The 16,484-nt window shown below is 62.4% G+C and carries 16 protein-coding genes; 9 read left to right on the top strand and 7 right to left on the bottom strand.

The features are described from left to right. Window positions 1-10: 10 nt before the first annotated feature. The 5 genes from AC097A_RS11240 to AC097A_RS11220 all read right to left on the bottom strand — a co-directional run bounded on the left by AC097A_RS11240 (window position 11) and on the right by AC097A_RS11220 (window position 4,210). Window positions 11-802 (bottom strand): sulfite exporter TauE/SafE family protein, encoded by a 792-nt coding sequence (locus AC097A_RS11240; RefSeq protein WP_479620888.1) that lies wholly within the window; start codon window positions 800-802, stop codon window positions 11-13. Window positions 803-916: 114 nt separating this feature from the next. Further along, on the bottom strand, window positions 917-1,375 hold the full coding sequence (locus tag AC097A_RS11235; RefSeq protein ID WP_479620887.1) for a DUF5990 family protein: 459 nt from the start codon (window positions 1,373-1,375) through the stop codon (window positions 917-919). 12 nt (window positions 1,376-1,387) lie between these two features. Continuing rightward, window positions 1,388-2,233: a 2OG-Fe(II) oxygenase family protein gene (locus tag AC097A_RS11230; protein ID WP_479620886.1), complete on the bottom strand. Its 846-nt coding sequence runs from the start codon at window positions 2,231-2,233 to the stop codon at window positions 1,388-1,390. 24 nt (window positions 2,234-2,257) lie between these two features. Continuing rightward, the gene (locus AC097A_RS11225) at window positions 2,258-3,244 is read right to left on the bottom strand and encodes a nucleoside hydrolase (protein ID WP_479620885.1); all 987 of its coding nucleotides are present in this window, start codon (window positions 3,242-3,244) and stop codon (window positions 2,258-2,260) included. Window positions 3,245-3,277: 33 nt separating this feature from the next. Continuing rightward, window positions 3,278-4,210 (bottom strand): ribokinase, encoded by a 933-nt coding sequence (locus AC097A_RS11220; RefSeq protein ID WP_479620884.1) that lies wholly within the window; start codon window positions 4,208-4,210, stop codon window positions 3,278-3,280. A gap of 95 nt (window positions 4,211-4,305) precedes the next feature. Between AC097A_RS11220 and AC097A_RS11215 the strand changes: the two genes are divergently transcribed. From AC097A_RS11215 to AC097A_RS11185, 7 genes are all read left to right on the top strand, one after another. Next, complete coding sequence (locus AC097A_RS11215) at window positions 4,306-5,244, top strand: carbohydrate kinase family protein (protein WP_479620883.1); 939 nt, start codon at window positions 4,306-4,308, stop codon at window positions 5,242-5,244. A gap of 25 nt (window positions 5,245-5,269) precedes the next feature. Next, complete coding sequence (locus AC097A_RS11210) at window positions 5,270-6,196, top strand: pseudouridine-5'-phosphate glycosidase (protein ID WP_479620949.1); 927 nt, start codon at window positions 5,270-5,272, stop codon at window positions 6,194-6,196. A gap of 153 nt (window positions 6,197-6,349) precedes the next feature. Next, a complete protein-coding gene (locus tag AC097A_RS11205) occupies window positions 6,350-7,333 on the top strand; it encodes a BMP family lipoprotein (protein WP_479620882.1) in 984 nt (327 codons plus the stop codon). 123 nt (window positions 7,334-7,456) lie between these two features. Continuing rightward, window positions 7,457-9,007, top strand: coding sequence for an ABC transporter ATP-binding protein (locus AC097A_RS11200; RefSeq protein ID WP_479620881.1), 1,551 nt, complete (start codon window positions 7,457-7,459; stop codon window positions 9,005-9,007). Beyond that, the gene (locus AC097A_RS11195; protein ID WP_479620880.1) at window positions 9,004-10,119 is read left to right on the top strand and encodes an ABC transporter permease; all 1,116 of its coding nucleotides are present in this window, start codon (window positions 9,004-9,006) and stop codon (window positions 10,117-10,119) included. Before AC097A_RS11200 ends, AC097A_RS11195 begins: the two co-directional genes overlap by 4 nt. Further along, window positions 10,112-11,080, top strand: coding sequence for an ABC transporter permease (locus AC097A_RS11190; RefSeq protein ID WP_105262846.1), 969 nt, complete (start codon window positions 10,112-10,114; stop codon window positions 11,078-11,080). The genes AC097A_RS11195 and AC097A_RS11190 overlap by 8 nt, the downstream gene beginning before the upstream one ends. Window positions 11,081-11,092: 12 nt before the next feature. Further along, the gene (locus AC097A_RS11185) at window positions 11,093-11,830 is read left to right on the top strand and encodes a hypothetical protein (protein WP_315479053.1); all 738 of its coding nucleotides are present in this window, start codon (window positions 11,093-11,095) and stop codon (window positions 11,828-11,830) included. On the opposite strand, the gene AC097A_RS11180 is transcribed toward AC097A_RS11185, so the two are convergent. Both AC097A_RS11180 and AC097A_RS11175 read right to left on the bottom strand, forming a co-directional pair. Next, window positions 11,827-13,566, bottom strand: coding sequence for an FAD-dependent oxidoreductase (locus AC097A_RS11180; RefSeq protein WP_479620879.1), 1,740 nt, complete (start codon window positions 13,564-13,566; stop codon window positions 11,827-11,829). The genes AC097A_RS11185 and AC097A_RS11180 overlap by 4 nt on opposite strands. 8 nt (window positions 13,567-13,574) lie before the next feature. After that, window positions 13,575-13,847 carry an oxidative damage protection protein gene (locus AC097A_RS11175; protein WP_087493783.1) on the bottom strand — a complete coding sequence of 91 codons (273 nt, stop codon included), beginning with the start codon at window positions 13,845-13,847 and terminating at the stop codon, window positions 13,575-13,577. A 158-nt stretch (window positions 13,848-14,005) separates the two neighbouring features. Here AC097A_RS11175 and AC097A_RS11170 point away from each other — a divergent pair, with 158 nt between their 5' ends. Then, the gene (locus tag AC097A_RS11170) at window positions 14,006-14,512 is read left to right on the top strand and encodes a disulfide bond formation protein B (protein ID WP_479620948.1); all 507 of its coding nucleotides are present in this window, start codon (window positions 14,006-14,008) and stop codon (window positions 14,510-14,512) included. 112 nt (window positions 14,513-14,624) lie between these two features. After that, entirely contained in the window at window positions 14,625-16,178 is a 1,554-nt protein-coding gene (locus tag AC097A_RS11165) for a methyl-accepting chemotaxis protein (protein ID WP_479620878.1), read from the top strand. The last annotated feature ends 306 nt before the right edge of the window (window positions 16,179-16,484 follow it).

The following is a 16,484-nucleotide window of genomic DNA, read 5'->3' as shown; positions in this document are numbered from 1 at the left end:
CCGCAAGGTTTCACAAAGCAATGAGTTTCAAGCCAGCATAGGCAAGAAGGATGGAAAGCAAAGAACGAATGACACGCTCAGGCGTTTTGAACATCAGGTGCGAACCCACCCAGATGCCGGGGATCGAACCCACCAGCAGCTTGGCCAGCAGCGGCCAGTCCACCGAACCCAGCGAGGCGTGGCCCATACCGGCCACCAGCGTCAGCGGCACGGCGTAGGCAATGTCCGCCGCCACGATGCGCGGCAGAGGCAGCAGCGGGTACAGCAGCATCAACACCGTGACACCAATGGCGCCCGCGCCGACGGACGTGAGTGTAACCAGCGTGCCAATGAGCGCGCCAAACAGCAGCGGCAGGCTCCAGTGGCGGGGGCGGGCAGCCGCGGCTTCCTGGCCGGCGGCCACAGACACGGGGGCAGTTTTGCCGCGCAAAGCCTTGTACAGCGTGGCCGCGGCCGTCATCAGCAGCGCCGCGCCCAGGGTGGTGGTCATCAGGCGCTGCACCTCCGGGCTGGTGGCGCCCAGGGTGTGCAATACATAGAGGGTGATGAGCGCAGCCGGAATGCTGCCGGCCGACAGATTGATCACCACCCGCCAGTCGATGTGTTTGGAGCGCGCCAGCTTGACCGTGCCCCCCATCTTGGTGAACGCCGCAAACAGCAGGTCGGTTCCCACCGCCATGTAGGGCTTCACGCCAAAGAAGAAGATCAAGATGGGCGTCATCAACGAGCCGCCGCCAACCCCCGTGAGCCCCACGATCAAGCCCACAAAGAAGCCCGCAAATACAAACGCCAAATCATGCATAGGCCCGGACTGTAGGGGGGCGGGCTTAGATTGAAAACTATTTTTTAGCTATGGGGGTATGAGGTTTGGTTATATGGATGTTTCGGGGGGCGTGGCGCGTACGTTTGACAAGGGTTACACAACATTGCCTGCAAAGCTCCACACGACGGCATGTGGCTTCACTGAGGCGCAAATTGGCCCGTTGTCGCCCATGGTGCCGAGAATGTGGGCCTTGATGATTCCATGAGACGTAGAGACGGCCTCTTCGACGATATTTTGCGGAATGGAGGCCAGCTTCAACTTCGCACGACGTGTCCAGCACGAGCCGGCCTGGCCAGCCAGGGTGCCAGAGTTGATATAGATAAAACGGTCTGAGGGGGTGCCTTGAGCAAACTCACCCAAAAAGTTGACTGACCCGTCTGACAACGGTGCGCCAAGACGAAGCGAAAAATCGAACTGAATCGCCTCGTGTTGCCCGGATGAAGGCTCAAGCAGCTCCGACTTTCCGCGTTGCACAGCGAACTGGACGCCCGGCGGCGGGCTGGTAAGGAAAATTCGCATTCGAACGAACTGCGACGGCGTGTTTTTACTCACAAGCCCCCAAACTCAATACTTCTTGCCGCGCAGCTCTTCCATGCGCTCGTTGAAGTACGTTTCCACCGTGTAGCGCTCAGACAGCACCACCTCGCGGCGCGGGTGCAAAAACAGCGGCAGCGAGATACGCGATTTTTTGGCGCCTTCGCCTTTGGGGTTAAGCACACGGTGCGAAGTGCTGGGGTAGTAGTGGCCAGAGGCCTCTTGCAGCATGTCGCCAATGTTGACGATGAGGTAGCCAAAGTCGCAGGGCACGTCAAACCAGGCATTGTCTTTGCCTTTGACCTGCAGGCCGGGCTCGGTGGCTGCGGGCAGGATGGTCAGCAGGTTGATGTCTTCATGCGCGGCGGCGCGCACGGCGCCGGGGTCTTCGTCGCCCTGCAGGGGCGGGTAGTGCAGCACGCGCAGCAGGGTGTGGTCGCTGCCTTCAATCATCTTCGGTAGCGGCATGGAGTAACGCGCCTTCACCTCGGCCGGCGAGTTGTCTTCCACCCAGCCCAGCAGCGTGGCGGCCAGCGCGGCGCCCTGTGCGTAGTAGCGTCGGGCGTTGTCGCTTACCTCGGCGGGGTACCGGCCCCAGGGGTAGATGTGGAAGAACTCCTTGAGGTCTTTTTTGGTGTTGTTCTTGGCCGTCTCGGACACGCTGGGCGAGAAATAACCGTCATGCTTGACCGGGTCGTGGGCGTACTTGCCTTTGGCCTCGGTCTTGAAGAAACCCAGCCATTCGGCGTAAATGCTTTCCACTAGGTCCTGGTTCAGCGGGTGGTTCTTCAGCACGCCAAAGCCGGTTTCATGCAGGCTTTTGCAAAACTCTTGTGGAGCGGTAGGGCTGGTGAAGTCAACGACGGGTAAATGCATGGCGGTCCTCGCTACGGTCAAAAATTACAGCCAGTTCGACATCAGGGTGGATTCGATCAGATCGCGCGCGGTGTCCGCCTTCAGGTTCAGGCACACGTGGGTGTCGGGCACCTCATCGCCCCAGCCGGGTTGCGGGTAGAAGATGTCCTTGCGGCGCATCATGGTCTGGCCGTTGGCAGGGCCGTCCAGTGCCACGCGGACGCGGCCGGCCTGGATTTCGAACAACTCGGGGTTGGTCAGTGCCACAAAGGCCAGCACGTCATGGCCAAAGCAGCCATGGATCTTGGCCACATGCGGGTACAAGCCGCTGTAAAAGTCGGAATAGAAGCTCACCGCATGGTGCAGTACGTCGGTGGCCACGTGTTTGTGGTGGTCGGCCACGCGTTTGAACAGTGCCAATGGCACGATGAGCTGGTGCGTCACGTCCAGGCCCACCATGGTGAGCTTCCAGCCGGCGGTGAACACAAAGTCGGCCGAGTGCGGGTCGTTCCAGATATTGGCTTCGGCCACGGGGGATACGTTGCCGGGCTCGGCCACGGTGCCGCCCATGATGATGACTTCTTGCAGCAGCTTGGGAAGGTTGGGTTCCAGCTTCAACGCTGTGGCCAGGTTGCCCAGTGGGCCTACAGCTACCAAAGTAATTTCACCGGGGTGCGCGCGCGCCATGTCCACGATGAACTGGGCGGAGGGGCGGGGGTCCAGCACGCTGGTGGTGGGCACGCGGCTGGGCAGGTTGCCCAGGCCATCGCCACCGTGGATGAAGTCGGGTGGTGTGCCGGGGGCCTTGAGCCAGGGGGTTTTTACGCCCAGGGTCACGGGGATTTTTTTGCCAGCGATTTCGGTCAGGTACAGGCCGTTGATGGCGGCTTGCTCCACCGTCACATTGCCAAAGGTGGTGGTGATGCCCACTACGTCGATGCCGGGATGGGCCAGTGCGTAGTACAGCGCCATGGCGTCGTCCACACCGGGGTCGGTGTCATAAATTACTTTGCGTGCGGTGGTGTTGCTCATACAAATGTCTCGGTTAAAAAATGGTTCTAAAAATCAGCTCAGACCGCAGAAGGCGCGCAGGGCCTGCTCGGCTTCGGGGGAGGTCTTGGGGTGCTGGGCGATGAAGGCCGTGACCTCTGCTGCCTCGGGAATGCTGGACTGGGCACCCCAGCGGGTGCAGGCGATGGCACTGGCAGCGCTGGCAAACTCCAACGCTTCGGCCAAGGCCTTGCCCTGGCTCAGCGCGGCCACCAAGCCGCCGCAGAAGGTGTCGCCCGCGCCGGTGGTGTCCACGGGCGTGATGGGGTAGGCGCCTTGCAGCGTAAACGCACCGTGCTGGCGCGCGCAGCTGCCGTGGTGCCCCAAAGTGACGACCACGGTGGGCACGTTGATGCGCGCCAGGCATCCGGCAATGCTGCCGGTGTGGCCCGACACGGTGGCCAGCTCGCCTTCGTTCACCACCAGCACATCGGTATGCGCCAACAACTCTGGGGGCAGGCTTTGGGCGGGGGCGGCGTTCAGCACCACAGTCACGCCCTGGGCGCGGGCGGCTTTGGCATAGGCGGTGACCGTCTCCAGAGGTGTTTCCAGCTGTAGCAGGATGTGGGTGAAGCCTTGTAGGTTGGGCAGGTGTTCGGGGCGCAGCTGGGCGTTGGCGCCAGGGGCGACGGTGATGGCGTTTTCAGCGTCATCGGACACGCAGATGAAGGCGGTGCCGGTGGGATGGTCAGGCGTGCGAATGGTATGCAATTGCACGCCAGCGCCTTTCAGGGACGCCTCCAGCGGCACGGCAAAGGCGTCATCGCCCAGGCCCACCAGCATGTGCGTGGGCGCCGCACCGGCGCGGGCACTGGCCACGGCCTGGTTGGCGCCCTTGCCGCCGGGGAAGGTTTTGAAATCGCGGCCCAGCACCGTTTCGCCCGGGCTGGGGATGTGATGGGCCCGGACCACAAAGTCCAGATTCGCAGAGCCAGCCACAAGTATCATCGGTCGCACTTTCTGTACACAAAGAGCGTCTATTTTGACGCCGAATTTCCCGCCCACCGATAAGCCTCGGCGTATAGACCCCAATGCCCCTGCAAATGACCAACCCTGCCGCCGCCCGTATCACTGTGGTGGGCGGTGCCAACATGGACGTGGGCGCCAAAACCCAAACCCCCTTGCTGCCGGGCGATTCCACGCCGGGCCATATCCACTACGCACCCGGTGGCGTGGGCCGCAACATTGCGGAGAACCTGGCCCGCCTGGGCAGTGCCGTCGCGCTGGTTTCCGTGGTGGGGGCTGATGCCTTTGGGCACGACATTTTGGCCCACACGCGCAGCGTGGGCGTGGAGGTGGCCGGTGTTCAGATGCTGGCAGGGCAGCGCACGGCCACCTACCTGTCCATGCACGGCCCGGATGGCGATATGGCGCTGGCGGTGAACGATATGGCGATATTGGAGCGCCTGACCCCCGACCTGCTGGTGGCCAAAAACGCTATGCCCACCCATACCGGTGTGCTGGTGCTGGACTGCAACCTGAGCGCCCCCACACTGGCTTGGCTGCTGGAGCAGGCCACCCAGCCGGTGTTCGTGGACGCGGTGTCGGTAGCCAAATGCCAGCGCCTGGTGCCAGTGCTGGGCCGGGTGCACACACTCAAGGTCAACCGCCTGGAGGCCCAGGCCCTGTGCGGCGCGGTGGTGGATACGCTGGACGATGCCCGGCGCGCCGCACTGGCCCTACATGGCCTGGGCGTGCAGCGCGTGGTGTTGAGCCTGGGCGCCTTGGGCGTGGTGTGGTGCGATGCCGATGGCAGCACCGGCGTGCGCTCTGCATCCGCCGTGCCCGTAGTCAACACCACCGGCGCGGGCGACGCTTTGCTGGCCGGGCTGGTGCATGCCCACGCACAAGGCATGTCGTTGCCGCACAGTGTGGAATACGCCATGGCCTGCGCCGAGATCACACTTTCCAGTACATTCGCCAACGCCCTGGACTTGTCGCACGCAGCCGTGCAACGCCGATTGGCCGTTGTGGCGGCCTGAGTTTATTTTTTGGATTGTTATGACACTGAACGCCTACCTTGATATTGCCCCCGAAGTGCAGCGCGCACTGGATGCGGGCCAGCCCGTTGTGGCGCTTGAGTCGACCATCATTTCCCACGGCATGCCGTACCCCCAAAACGTGGCCACGGCGCTTCAGGTGGAGCAGGAAGTGCGCGATCACGGGGCGGTGCCCGCCACCATTGCCATCGTCAACGGCCGCCTGAAGGCGGGCCTTTCGCCAGCCGAGATTGAGGCGCTGGGCAAATCGGGCCGCGACGTGGTGAAAGTGAGCCGCCGCGACGTGCCGTTTATCGTGGCCGCAGGTGCCACAGGGGCCACCACGGTGGCCTCCACCATGATCATTGCGGCCATGGCCGGTATTCGCCTGTTTGCCACAGGCGGTATTGGCGGTGTGCATCGCGGTGCGCAGCAAAGTTTTGATGTGTCGGCTGACCTGCAAGAACTGGCGCAAACCCCGGTGGCGGTGGTGTGCGCGGGTGCCAAGTCGATTCTGGATTTGCGCCTGACGTTGGAGTACCTGGAAACCCATGGTGTACCCGTGGTGGGCTACCAAACCAACGCGCTGCCCGCTTTCTTCACGCGCGACAGCGCGTTCTCGGTGGACTACCGGCTGGACACGCCTCAAGCAATTGCGCGCGCTTTACACGTCAAGTGGGCCATGTCCCTCAAGGGTGGCATGGTCATTGCTAATCCCATCCCCGAAGCCTATGCCATGCCACGGGCCGCGATTGACGCGGCGATCGAGCAGGCACTGGCCGAGGCACAGGCCCAGAACATCGGTGGCAAAGAGTCCACGCCGTTCTTGCTGGCCCGCGTGTGTGACATCACGGGTGGTGACAGCTTGGCTGCCAACATCCAGCTGGTGCTGAACAATGCGCGGCTGGCCAGTGCGGTGGGGATTGAATTGGCCGGGATGGGCGGATGCGCCTGAGTCACAAAAGTCGGATGCTTGTAACGATAATCAGGTTATAACGATTAAGTTATATACGGATAAGCACTGATGGTGACACTACACCGCGAAGGTATTCTTGGCTTACATTGAAAGCCGTGTTTTTTTAAACCTCATAGGGAATTGCGAGACGTTATGAACATCAAAACTACTGTGCACATGAGCCTGTTGGCCGCCACCTTGGCTGCCAGCTTCCAGGCAATGGCCGCTGATCCTGCGGTCGTGTTCGACATGGGTGGCAAGTTCGACAAGTCCTTCAACGAAGCGGCTTACACCGGTATCGAAAAATGGAAGAAAGAAACGGGCAAAAAGTACCTGTCTTTCGAAATCACCAACGAATCCCAGCGCGAGCAAGCCATTCGCCGCATGGCTGAGCGCGGCGCCAGCCCCATCATTGGTATTGGTTTTGGTCAGGCCTCCAGCATCGAAAAAGTAGCCAAGGAATTCCCCAAGCTGCAATTCGCCATCATTGATGAAAAAGTGGATTTGCCCAACGTGCAGTCCGTGGTGTTCAAGGAACAAGAAGGCAGCTTCCTGGTGGGCGCCATGGCCGCCATGGCCAGCAAGACCGGCAAGGTCGGTTTTGTGGGCGGTATGGACATCCCCCTGATTCGCAAGTTTGAGTGTGGCTACAAACAAGGTGCCATGTGGGCCAACCCCAAGGCCGAAATGATTGGCAACATGACTGGCACCACCGGCGCTGCCTGGAACGACCCCGCACGCGGTGGTGAGCTGGCCAAGGCCCAGTTCTCGCAGGGCGTAGACGTGGTGTTTGCTGCGGCTGGCGGTACTGGCAACGGCGTGTACCAGGCCGCCAAGGACGGCGGCAAGCTGGCCATCGGTGTGGACAGCAACCAAAACCACATTCAGCCCGGCACAATGCTTACCTCCATGCTCAAGCGCGTGGACGTGGCGGTGTACAACGTGGCCAAGGGCCACAAGCCAGGTATCTCGGTGTTGGGCTTGAAGGAAGATGGCGTGGGATACGCCATGGACGCCAACAACGCCAAGCTGGTGACAGCTGACATGAAGAAGAAGGTGGAAGCTGCCAAGGCCGACATCATCAGCGGCAAGATCAAGGTTGCCGACTTCATGGCCGACAACGCCTGCAAGTTCTGAGGTAGACCAGGTTGGAGTGGGGCAGATAATGCCTCACCCCGGCCAGAAACATAAAAGCCCGCGGTGCTGCACAGCACCGTGGGCTTTTCACTTCATTGCAAGAGCCCCCAAGAGGAGCAGGATTTGAGTGCAGATAGCTTGAGCCCCCGTGACGGACCTTTTGCCGTCCACATGCAAGGCATCAACAAACGCTTTGGTGCGGTGGCTGCCAATGCCGATGTCGAACTGTGCGTGGCACCCGGTACCGTGCATGGCATCGTAGGCGAAAACGGTGCCGGTAAGAGCACCCTGATGTCCATTTTGTACGGCTTCTACCAAGCCGACAGCGGCACGGTGGACGTGTTTGGCCGACGCGTGACGATTCGCAATGCGGACGATGCGATTGCCCAGGGCATTGGCATGGTGCACCAGCACTTTATGCTGGTGGACACCCTGACAGCGCTGGAAAACGTCATGCTGGGCGCTGAGCCGCATTGGCTTCTGCAAAAGGCCGATGCCACCGTGCGTAGCAAGCTTGAAGGCCTGATGCAGGCCACCGGCCTGCAGGTCAAATTGGATGCGCTGGTGACGGATTTGCCGGTGGGCGACCGCCAGCGGCTGGAGATTTTGAAGGCGCTGTACCGTGGCGCCAAGGTGCTGATTCTGGACGAACCCACGGCCGTGCTGACGCCGCAGGAAACCGAACACCTGTTCAAGGTGTTGCGTGTGCTGCGCGAGCAGGGCACCACCATTTTGCTGATCACCCACAAGCTCAAAGAAGTCATGGGCCTGTGTGACCAGGTGACGGTGATGCGCGGCGGCCGCGTGGTGCAGGAGCTACCGATTGCCCAAGCCTCCATCGAGAAACTGGCCGAAGCCATGGTGGGGCGCAAGGTGCAGATGGGGCGCTTGGACGAGCAGGCTCGCCCGGTTGGAGAGCTGCTGCTCGAAGCAAAGGGTGTGGTGGTGCGCGACGCGATGCAGGTGGTGCGCCTGCACGGCCTGAACTTGCAGCTGCGGGCGGGCGAAATTGTGGGCGTGGCCGGTGTATCCGGCAACGGCCAGAGCGAGTTGCTGGATGTGTTGTCGGGCTTGCTGGCGCCACAAGAGGGTAGCTTGCAACTGGGCGGCCGGAATTTTGCGGGCGCCGAGTGGCTGGACCCGCGCACGGCGCGTGCCTTGGGTTTGGCCCATGTGCCTGAAGACCGGCATGCGCGGGCCATGGTGATGGACTTTGTGGCCTGGGAGTCGGCGGTGCTGGGCTATGACAGCTTGCCCGAATACGCCAGCCACGGCTGGATGGCCCATGGCCGCATGCGCCAGGCCACGGCCCGCATGATGGAGCGTTTTGACGTGCGTCCACGCGACCCAGAGTTGGGCAGCAGCAAGTTCTCGGGTGGTAACCAGCAAAAGCTGGTGCTGGCGCGCGAGCTGGGGCAAGCGCCCAAGGTGCTGCTGGTGGGGCAACCCACACGTGGTGTGGACATTGGGGCAATTGAGTTTATTTACAGCCAGCTGCGCGCCATGCGCGACGCGGGCTGTGCGGTGCTGGTGGTTTCCAGCGAACTGGATGAAATTTTGGCGTTGTCGGACAGGGTGATTGTGATGAACCAAGGGCGGGTCACCGGGGAGTTGGCGATTGCCGACTGCACCGAGGCTGGTTTGGGCTTGCTGATGACCGGAGGTGGGCAATGAGCGCGTCCTACCCCTTGCCGCGCTGGGCCGATCTGGTGCTGCTGCCGGCCGTTTGCCTGATGGTGGCGCTGCTGGCCGCTGCCGGTGTGGTCGCATTGGTGGGGCAAGACCCGGCCGAGGTGATTGCGGTGCTGATCCATGGCGCGTTTGGCACGCAGCGTGGCATCAGTTACACGCTGTATTACGCCACCACTTTCATCTTCACCGGGTTGGCGGTGGCAGTGGCGTTTCACGGTGGGCTGTTCAATATTGGTGGCGAGGGCCAAGCGATTCTGGGCGGTCTGGGCGTGGGTCTGGTAGCCCTGTGGTTGTCACACGCCTTGCCGGCGTGGGTGATGTTGCCGCTCATGGTGCTCTCCGGCGCCCTGTTTGGTGCGGCGTGGGCGGCGGTGCCGGCCTATTTGCAGGCCTACCGCGGCAGCCATGTGGTCATTACCACCATCATGTTCAACTTCATTGCCAGCAGCTTGCTGGTGTACCTGCTGGTGAACCACCTGCGCCCCGCGGGCTCCATGTCGGTGGAGAGTGCGGCCTTTGCCGACTCCGCCAAGCTGCCCCCTATGCACGAGGCGCTGGCTTGGCTGGGCATTGAGTGGTCCGCATCCCCTTTGAATGTGAGCCTGTTTCTGGCCCTGGGCGCAGCCTTGGCCATCTACCTTTTTTTGTGGCGCACCCGTGCGGGCTACCACTTGCGTGCGGTGGGGTCGAGCGCTAGTGCTGCTGAATACGCTGGCATCCGCTCGCGCCACCAGGTCATCATTGCTATGGCCATTTCGGGCGGCTTGGCGGGCTTGGTGGGCATGAACGAGATTGCCGGTGTCAACGGCCGTTTGTTGCTCGAATTCGTCAGCGGTGCTGGCTTCACCGGCATTGCAGTGGCGCTGATGGGGCGCAACCACCCGGTGGGCATTGTGTTTGCCAGCGTGCTGTTTGGTGCGCTGTTCCAGGGTGGTGCCGAAGTGGCGTTTGAAGTCACGGGTTTCAGCCGGGAAATGGTGGTGATGTTGCAAGGTTTTATCGTGCTGTTCTCCGGGGCCATGGCGTATGTGATTGCGCCACGTCTGGGTTGGGTGCTGGCCCGTGTGTTCAAGGTGGGGGTGCGCCATGGATGAGTCTTTGATTTACGCCATGTTGGCGTCCACGCTGCGCGTGTCCACACCGCTGGTGCTGTGCGCGTTGGCGGGGTTGTTGTCCGAGCGGTCTGGTGTGGTGGATATTGGCCTGGAAGGCAAGATGTTGTTTGCAGCTTTTGCTGCCGGTGCCTGCGGCGCCGTCTACCAGTCCACCACCTTGGCGTTGCTGGTCGGTATTCTGGTGGCTACGGCCTTGTCGTGGATGCATGGCCTGGCCTGTGTGAGCCACAAGGGTGACCAGGTGGTGTCGGGCGTGGCCATCAACATCATTGCGGCGGGCATGACGGTGGTGCTGGGCATCGCCTGGTTTGAGCAGGGCGGGCAAACCCCGCCCGTGAGCGACGTGGTGCGCATCCAGCCGCTGTTCCCGGCGCTACAGGCGTCTGTGCAAACCATTCCGGTGGTGGGCAATTTCATTGGGGTGGGGCTGCTGAGCCACAACGCGCTGGTGTACCTGGCTTTTGCGCTGGTACCCGCCACTTGGTGGCTGTTGTTCCGCACCCGCTTTGGCCTGCGCCTGCGGGCGGTGGGCGAAAACCCGCAGATGGTGGATGCGGCGGGGGTCTCGGTGGCGCGGCTGCGCTACGCGGCGCTCACGCTCAATGGCATTTTGTGCGGGCTGGCGGGTGGTTACCTGGTGCTGGCCCAGAGCGCCAATTTCTCGGCCAACATGACCGCAGGCCGCGGCTTCATGGCGCTGGCGGCGCTGATCTTTGGCCGTTGGCACCCGGTGGGTGCGTTCTGGGCCTGTCTGTTGTTTGGTTTTCTGGATGCTGCGGCCATTCGCCTGCAGGGCGTGCAGGTGCCGGGCATGGGTGAAGTGCCGGTGCAGTTCATCCAGGCGCTGCCCTACCTGTTGACCGTGGTGTTGCTGGCCGGGTTTATTGGCAAGGCGGTGGCACCCCAAGCCTTGGGAAAACCGTATACCAAGGAGCGCTAGACTCGGGGCAGCATGACATCTACGGTATTGGTCAAGGTCGTCGGGTTTAGTGATGTTGAGCGGCATTCGCTCAACACCTTGTTTCGCCTGTCTGGGCGGGAAGGGCCGTACTACACCCTTTGGACACCTGATGCCGCAGGCCCAGCCCAGGTTGCCCTGATTGACGTGGACAGCTACGAGGCTGGTTTGGAGTTGGTGTCACCGAGTTTTAATCCCAACCTGAAGATGATTTGTGTGGGCGCAGAAGCTCCCACGCTGGCTTGGCGCACCGTGCAGCGCCCGGTTGACTGGGCCGCCATGGTGGGGCTGCTGGACGAGCTGTTTGTATCAGCGGCGGATGTGGATATCGACATCAGCCTGGAGGATCCACCTGCCTCGCCTTTGCCACCCGGTGTCAAGCTTGCGCTGCTGGCGGGGTTGCCGCTGGATGCGCGGCTCTATCTGCGGGCACGTTTGGCCCTGGCGGGTATTACCGCGGTGGACGAGGTGCAAACGGTGGCCCAGTTGGACGACAGCGTGAAGGCTCGTCAATACGACTTGGTGCTGGTGCATGTGAATGACGATGCCGTGGACCCATGGGTGCTGGTGAAACATTTGCAGGACTTGGAAAAGCCGGTGCGTAGCGTGGCTGGCGTGTCTGCCAATTCCAGCTGGAAAACCGCCAACCTGGCCGAACGCATGGGTTGCATCGGCCTGCTGGAAATACCTTTCAATCCCTTGCAGGTCATTGGCCTGCTGCAAAAAGTCTAGCTGCGCCGACGTTTGGGGCGGCGCACTTCCAGGCTGCGCGCCAGGCTGCTCTCCAGTGGCCAGGGTTCCCCAGCCAGGCGTGCCACCAGCAATTCAGCCCCCAGCGCAGAGAACGTCAACCCCCGGGCGCCCATGCCGGCATGGATCCACAGCGAAGGGCGGCTACCTTCGGGCACATCTTGCAGCGGTCCCACCAAGGGCAGCCGGTCGTGTGTGACGCAGCGCGTGGCCGACCAGTGTTGTACCTCGCCCGCCGCAAAGGCCGCGGCCAGTTCGGCACCCACCGCAGGCAGCAGTTCGCCCAAGCGCTGGGCATTGGCACGGTGTTGCTCGGTCAGCGGGGCGAGCCGGTGGCCTGCCTGTTCTGGAATGCGGTCGGGTTCGAAGGTGGAGCCGGCCAGCCAGGCAATGCCGTTGTCCAGCGGAATCTGCGGCAGGAAGTTGCCATGGCCGTTGACCGGGTGTTGGGGCCAGTGGGCAGCCGGGGGCAGGCTGCGGTGTGCGGCGTAGCTCACGGTGCCGTGTACCGCGTGTAGAAACTCCAGCCGTTGTGCCAAACCATCGCCCAAAAAGTGCACATGGGCGGGGTGCAGCATCAGGGGGACACAACCTGTGGCATTGGCCAGTACCACCAATTCCGACTCCGCCCAGGTGTTGCCATCCGGGCCGATCAGTTGCCATACAGCTTCCCGTTGCTGCAAACCGGTGACCGGGGCTCCATACACGCAGCGAATGCCCGGGTGGCTGAGCCAAGCCTGCGCCAGCTTACCCGGGCGCACCCAGGCGCCGTGGGCGTGCCAGCGGGTGCTGCCTTGCTCAAAGTCCTGCTCTTGCACACCACTGGCCTGCCAGTCCATGCCATCCCGTAGCAGCGTTTTCGCATGTTGCTGCATGAGCCGTGCGCCCACGCGCGACATACGCGAACGCGGGCTGTCGTCGGCCGATATATGGGGCACCACCAGGCCCGCCGGCAGGCTGGAAGCACCGCCTGCTGCTGCTGCGTGCTGGTCCAGCACCGTGACCTGCCAGCCGCGCCGCGCCAGCGCGTAGGCCACGCTGGCGCCTGAAATACCGGCACCCAGCACCGTACAGCGCTGTGGCGGCATGGTGGTAGCTGCCTGGTCACGTGCGCCCAAGGACCAGCGGGGCTGAAAGCTGGCCTGCAGGCCAGGGCCGTCTTGCTGCACGTCCACATAACCTGCTTCTGCCAACCAGGCGGGCGCCTCGGGCGCGGTGATATCCAGCGTCAGCCGGGCACCGCGCTGGCTGCAACGTGCCAGGGCTTTGATGCGCCACTTGTCCCACGGGGTGTGCGCACCATGCACCCACAGCGTGTTGGCCAAAAACTGCTGCTCTGCCAACAATGCGGTGGTGTCACCTATACACAGCGTGAGTGAAAGCTGGCCCTGGGCCAGCAGGATGCGGTGCTGCCCTGCGGCCAGATCGGCACAGGCTGCTGCCAACGTATCGGCCAGGGGCCGCCAGAGGGGTATGGATTGGGCGGCTTGCTGCGCCAGCGTCGGGAGCTGTTGGGCTTGGGCCAGTGAAAGCATGCCCACGTAATGCAGCATGCACGGGCGTTGGGCATCGGTTTGCCAGGTGTGCCAGCAGTGCAAAAAGGGCGTGAGGACACCGAAGCCGGTGTCCAGCACGGTCCAGGCCGGCAGGTCGGCCCAGGCGTGCGGGAGTGCGCAGGATGCGAGCAGGCGCTGAGGCAAGGGGCCTGCGTCGTCCACGCGCGGCCTCAGGCGCTGGGGGGCACGTAGCCTTGGGCAGCATCGGCGCCATCGCCGAAGAAGTGGTTTTCCATCTGGCGGGCCAGGTACTGGCGCGCGCGCGCGTCGGCCAGGTTCAGGCGGTTTTCATTGACCAGCATGGTCTGGTGCTTGAGCCAGGCGGCCCAGGCTTCTTTGCTCACGCTTTCCCAGATGCGTTTGCCCAGCTCACCTGGGTAGGGGGCAAAGTCCAGGCCTTCGGCTTCTTTGCCCAGCTTGATGCAGTTAACGGTGCGTGCCATGGTGTACCTTGTGTGGATGGTGTGAAAATCAGAACCGCGAATCTTATTCGGTTTGCGACATCCCCCGGCGGGCCGGGGAACTTCGGGCAGCAGGTTGGCACCAAGCACGCGAGCCTTTGAACTTTGTACGAATTTGCGATAGGACCCTTGTGTTGAAACTGGTACTGGACTGGATGGACCACGCGCCGCGCCGCGTGTATGGCTTGGTGGCGTTGGCCTGCGTGGGGCTGCTGGGCTTTGGCATGTATTTGCAGCACGTGGTGGGACTGGAGCCTTGCCCGATGTGCATCGTGCAGCGGTACGCTCTTGTTTTGGTAGCGCTTTGCGCAGCATTGACGGGGGCTACAGGCCGAAAAGGCTTGCATATTGGCGGCGGCGTGCTGCTCACCATCCTGGCCGTACTGGGTGCGTACGTGGCAGCCCGCCAGAGCTGGCTGCAGTGGTACCCGCCCGAGGTGGTGTCCTGCGGGCGCGACCTCTACGGCATGATCGAAACCTTCCCGCTCAAGCGCGCATTGCCGATGATCTTCCGCGGTGGCGGTGACTGTAGCAAGGTGGACTGGACCTTTCTGGGCGGCACCATCGCCAACTGGTCCTTCCTGTGTTTTTCGGGCTTTGCGGTGCTTGGGGCCTTGATGACTTGGCGCAGCGCCCGCCGACGCTAAATTCCCCGGGTTTCCACCCCCGGTTTTTCCTGCACTTTCCCGCGCAAAGGGGCTAGTATCTTTGTGGTCCGCTCAGGGCGGGCTTTTGCAGAAGAAATACAGGAGAACCGCCATGTTCAAGCTTGCGTCGTATTCGGTCGCCCGGCGTTTGGGTTTGCTGACCCTCAGTGCCGTTCTGGGGCTGATCATCCTGCTCACCTATTTCATGGTTTCCGAGCGCAACATGTTGCTGCAGGAGCGACAGGCCAGCGTGCGACAAACGGTGGAAGTGGCCCATGGGGTTGTGGCCCATTTTCATGACCTCTCCACCAAGGGCAAGATGAGCGAAGACGAAGCCAAGAAGGCTGCGATGGCTGCCCTCAAGACCCTGCGCTACAGCGGCAACGAGTATTTCTGGATCAACGACATGCAGCCCAAAATGGTGATGCATCCGATCCGCCCAGAGCTCGATGGCAAGGACCTCGCAGAGAACAAGGACCCCACAGGCAAGCCGCTCTTCGTGGCCTTTGTGGACGTGGTCAAGGCAAAGGGCGCCGGTGACGTACCCTACCTCTGGCCCAAGCCGGGCAGCGACAAGCCGGTGCTCAAGGTGTCCCACGTCAAGGGCTTTGCGCCCTGGGGTTGGATCATCGGTTCTGGGGTGTATGTGGACACCGTGGACACCGCCATCATGGGCCGGGCCGTGCAGTCCGGCATTGCCGCGTTGGTGCTGGCTGCGGTGTTGTTGGGCATGGGCCTGCTCATCACGCGCAGCATCGTCAAACAGTTGGGGGGAGAGCCCGGCGTGGCCAATGCCATCACACACCGCATGGCCCATGGCGAGCTGAATGTGGACATAACTCTCAAGCCTGGCGACGACTCCAGCGTCATGCATGGCATCAAAGGCATGCGTGACAACATGGCGAACATCGTCGCCCAGGTGCGTGAGGGCAGTGAGTCGGTGGCCACGGCCAGTGCCGAGATTGCCCAGGGCAACCAAGACCTGTCCTCACGCACCGAATCCCAGGCCAGTGCGTTGGAGGAGACGGCGGCATCCATGGAAGAACTGGGCTCAACCGTCCGACAAAACGCCGACAACGCAAGCCAAGCCAACCAGTTGGCGCAGAGTGCATCCACGGTGGCGGTTCAGGGCGGCGAGGTGGTAGCCCAGGTGGTGGACACCATGAAGGGCATCAACGACAGTTCACGCAAGATCGCCGACATCATCAGCGTCATTGACGGCATCGCCTTCCAGACCAATATCCTGGCGCTGAACGCGGCGGTGGAAGCTGCCCGCGCTGGCGAGCAGGGCCGCGGTTTTGCGGTGGTGGCCAGTGAAGTGCGCAGCCTGGCTGGCCGCAGTGCTGATGCCGCCAAGGAGATCAAAACCCTGATCAGCGACAGCGTGCAGCGTGTGGAGCAGGGATCAGTCTTGGTGGATCGTGCAGGCACCACCATGAACGAGGTGGTGAGCAGCATCCGTCGGGTGACCGACATCATGGGCGAGATCAGCGCGGCCAGCTCGGAGCAAAGCGCTGGCGTGGCACAGGTGGGGGAGGCTGTGTCCCAGATGGACCAGGCGACGCAGCAGAACGCGGCGTTGGTGGAGGAGATGGCAGCGGCGGCTTCCAGCTTGCGGTCTCAGGCGCAGGATTTGGTGAAGACGGTGGCGGTGTTCAAGCTCTAGGGTAGGGGCACACTTTTTGCCCCACTTGCTTGTTGGGCCTGCACTTTTTTTTAACACCCACTCCCCCAGCCCCTCGCCCCGTCGGCGAGGGGAGTTTTTTGAACAGCCGATTTGAGAGTCTTGCTCCGGTCAAGGTCTTACAGGGAACGGTCGCTCAGCGGTAGGGTATGCCACGGCCATGGCATGCGGTTGTAGTGACCGCACGTGTACTTGCGCGGTGCCACTGGCGGGCGCAGCCGCCAGCGTTGGCAAACACATTCCTCTGAGACCTCCACAACCGTACGCACTGGCCGTGGAGCGAAATAA

This window comes from Rhodoferax sp. XS2R6, from assembly GCF_056521365.1.
Note: the sequence above shows the minus strand (reverse complement) of the source record. Positions and strands in the feature narration are given on the sequence as shown.

Bases quoted from the DNA above. Each gene is read 5' to 3' on its own strand.
- AC097A_RS11240 (WP_479620888.1), bottom strand. From the start codon at position 802: ATGCATGATTTGGCGTTTGTATTTGCGGGCTTCTTTGTGGGCTTGATC.
- AC097A_RS11230 (WP_479620886.1), bottom strand. From the start codon at position 2,233: ATGCATTTACCCGTCGTTGACTTCACCAGCCCTACCGCTCCACAAGAG.
- AC097A_RS11225 (WP_479620885.1), bottom strand. From the start codon at position 3,244: ATGAGCAACACCACCGCACGCAAAGTAATTTATGACACCGACCCCGGT.
- AC097A_RS11220 (WP_479620884.1), bottom strand. From the start codon at position 4,210: ATGATACTTGTGGCTGGCTCTGCGAATCTGGACTTTGTGGTCCGGGCC.
- AC097A_RS11215 (WP_479620883.1), top strand. From the start codon at position 4,306: ATGACCAACCCTGCCGCCGCCCGTATCACTGTGGTGGGCGGTGCCAAC.
- AC097A_RS11205 (WP_479620882.1), top strand. From the start codon at position 6,350: ATGAACATCAAAACTACTGTGCACATGAGCCTGTTGGCCGCCACCTTG.
- AC097A_RS11195 (WP_479620880.1), top strand. From the start codon at position 9,004: ATGAGCGCGTCCTACCCCTTGCCGCGCTGGGCCGATCTGGTGCTGCTG.
- AC097A_RS11190 (WP_105262846.1), top strand. From the start codon at position 10,112: ATGGATGAGTCTTTGATTTACGCCATGTTGGCGTCCACGCTGCGCGTG.
- AC097A_RS11185 (WP_315479053.1), top strand. From the start codon at position 11,093: ATGACATCTACGGTATTGGTCAAGGTCGTCGGGTTTAGTGATGTTGAG.
- AC097A_RS11175 (WP_087493783.1), bottom strand. From the start codon at position 13,847: ATGGCACGCACCGTTAACTGCATCAAGCTGGGCAAAGAAGCCGAAGGC.
- AC097A_RS11165 (WP_479620878.1), top strand. From the start codon at position 14,625: ATGTTCAAGCTTGCGTCGTATTCGGTCGCCCGGCGTTTGGGTTTGCTG.